This window comes from Nonomuraea mesophila (assembly GCF_004352805.1).
GTDB lineage: Bacteria > Actinomycetota > Actinomycetes > Streptosporangiales > Streptosporangiaceae > Nonomuraea > Nonomuraea longispora.
On the sequence record NZ_SMLD01000380.1, the window covers coordinates 1 to 1,234 of the forward strand.

Here is a 1,234-nt window from a genome sequence, read left to right on the forward strand (position 1 = left end):
GGCTGGGAGGGCTTCCTGCCGGCGCTGATCGTGATCGTGCTCCTGGTGCCCTTCCAAGCTGCCGCCGAGGAGTACGTCTTCCGCGGCTGGTTCATCCAGGCGGTCGGCGCGCACGTGCGCAATCCGATCTGGTCGATCCTCATCGGTGCGGCGTTGTTCGCGTCGTTGCACGGGTACCAGCCGGCCGGGCTGGTCGACGTGTTCGTGTTCGGGGCGGTGATGGGCTGGCTGACGGTGCGGACGGGGGGCCTGGAGGCGGCGATCGCGCTGCACGTCATGAACAACCTGCTGGCCTTCGGGCTGAGCGCGGCGGCGGGCAGCCTGGAGGAGGCCCTCGACCAGCCGAACGTGCCGGTGCCCTGGCAGGCGCTGCTGGGCACGCTGGTGCAGCTCGCGGTCTACGCGGGTGGTGTGTTGTATCTAGCTAGAAAGCGGTCAATAAGCACTGTCTCTGGATAAATCAGGCGCGAGGTGCCGGGAATCTCGCTAGAGAGGTCTCGCTATTCCGGCTGAGTCATGCTGGTCTGGATCCTGTGGGGACGGCGAGGGTTTCCCGGAGGTAGGCGTTTCGACCGTTCCCATGCCCGCACACGACCCGATCCGGACGACCAGACCTGATCGACGAGCACCCGTACGACACGTTCGACGAGGAGGTACGGCGCGTGGCCTCCGGCCCCAGCGAACCGCCACGGCGACCGCCGGGTGACGACGACCCGCGTTCTGAGGGGTCGTCGGAACCGCATTCTTCTGAAGAGCCCAGGATCAGCCATTCCCCGCCAGGGCCCACCGACGACCGGGCCAGGGGCTTACCGCTGGCCTCCCCCTGGGACATGCCGCCGTTCGCCGCCCCCGTGCCGGACGACGAGCCGCCGGAACCGCCCAAGGGGCGCCGGCCGTACAGTTCGCCGACCGCTGAGCCCGACGTGGAGGAGCCCGGGGTGGAGCCCGGGGTGGAGCCGCGCCGCCGGCCGCGCCGCGTCGTCAACCGTCCCGACAAGCTCGTCGCGGGCGGCCCCCTGCCCGAGACGGAGCCGGAGCCGGACGAGGAGGAGGCCGGGACCTTCCAGGGCACCCGCATCCCTCCGTACGTGCGGGTCTACCCCGTCGAGGAGCCCCCCGAGACGCAGCCGGTGCCCGAGCCGCCGGAGGAGCACCCCGCGGACGAGGACGAGCCCGGGGTGCGCCGCGTCGGCCGGCCGCCCGCCGGACGCCCCACACGCCCCGACCTCCTGGT

At 71.3% G+C, this 1,234-nt stretch carries 1 protein-coding gene and 1 pseudogene; both read left to right on the forward strand.

Annotated features, from left to right (window positions below):
- Positions 1-459: CPBP family intramembrane glutamic endopeptidase (locus E1295_RS48140; RefSeq protein ID WP_132642097.1), on the forward strand; the 459-nt coding region annotated here is incomplete at its 5' end.
- Between the two features lie 371 nt (positions 460-830).
- Positions 831-1,234: pseudogene (locus E1295_RS48145) on the forward strand (hypothetical protein); the annotation flags it as partial.